The organism is Agitococcus lubricus (assembly GCF_003051055.1).
GTDB lineage: Bacteria > Pseudomonadota > Gammaproteobacteria > Pseudomonadales > Moraxellaceae > Agitococcus > Agitococcus lubricus.
Window position 1 is genome coordinate 1 of the sequence record NZ_QAON01000066.1, and the last position, 1,121, is coordinate 1,121.

1 protein-coding gene is annotated in these 1,121 nt (G+C 46.3%); it reads left to right on the forward strand.

Going from position 1 to position 1,121, the window contains the following annotated elements; all coding sequences use genetic code 11:
• A protein-coding gene (locus C8N29_RS16655; RefSeq protein WP_239987208.1) for an IS3 family transposase occupies window positions 1-1,082 on the forward strand; the annotation gives its coding sequence in 2 pieces (ribosomal slippage) (window positions 1-193 and window positions 193-1,082; 1,083 coding nt annotated over the 2 pieces). This gene is flagged as partial in the annotation.
• Window positions 1,083-1,121 lie beyond the last annotated feature (39 nt).

Here is a 1,121-nt window from a genome sequence, read left to right on the forward strand (position 1 = left end):
ACATCGAAATTTAGTGACAGCCAGATCATGGCTATTCTCAAACAAGCTGAAGCAGGGACACCTGTGCCAGCGTTGTGTCGTGAACACGGCATCAGTTCAGCAACTTTTTACAAGTGGCGGTCAAGATATGGCGGAATGGATACCTCCATGATGGCTCGGCTAAAAGAACTGGAAACCGAAAATGCTCGCTTGAAAAAGATGTATGCCGAAGAACGGCTCAAAGCCGAAATACTCAAAGAGGCCATCGAAAAAAAGTGGTAAAGCCGTCGCGCCGACGAGAGTTGGCGCAAAAGGCGGTAAAGGAAAGAACTATCCCTGTGCGTCTCGCATGTGCCCTGTTTGGCATCAGCGAGACCTGTTATCGCTATCAGGCGAAGCTCAGCGATGAGAATACGATGATTGCGGATTGGCTGATACGTTTAACCACGACTCATCATAGTTGGGGCTTTGGCATGTGTTTTTATTTCCTACGCAACGTGAAACGTTTTGGCTGGAATCACAAGCGAGTACTGCGGATTTATCGTGAATTGGAACTCAACTTACGCATTAAACCGAAGAAGCGGTTAAAACGAGAGAAGCCTGATGTATTAGCCGTACCAGATGCCCCCAACCAGTGCTGGTCTATGGATTTTATGCATGACCAGTTGGAAAATGGACGACGCTTTCGTCTGTTCAATGTGATTGACGATTTCAATCGTGAAGGATTGGCCATTGAAGTAGACTTTTCACTGCCGTCAGAGCGTGTGGTACGTACCTTGAATCAAATCATTGATTGGCGTGGGAAACCGAAACAAATTCGTCGTGATAATGGCCCTGAATACATTAGTTCGGTGTTGGCGACGTGGGCTGAAACACATGGGGTAGAACTGACGTTTATTCAGCCTGGCAATCCACAGCAAAATGCGTATGTGGAACGTTACAATCGGACGGTTCGCTATGAGTGGCTTAATCAATATTTGTTTAGCCGTATTGCCGAAGTTCAGGAACATGCGACAGAATGGCTGTGGTTTTACAACCATGAACGACCGAACAAAGCAAATGGTGGAATACCACCAAAACAAAAGCTGGCTCTAATAGCCTAACCTCTACTTTTAACTGCGGTTAAAAATGGGAGGATTACC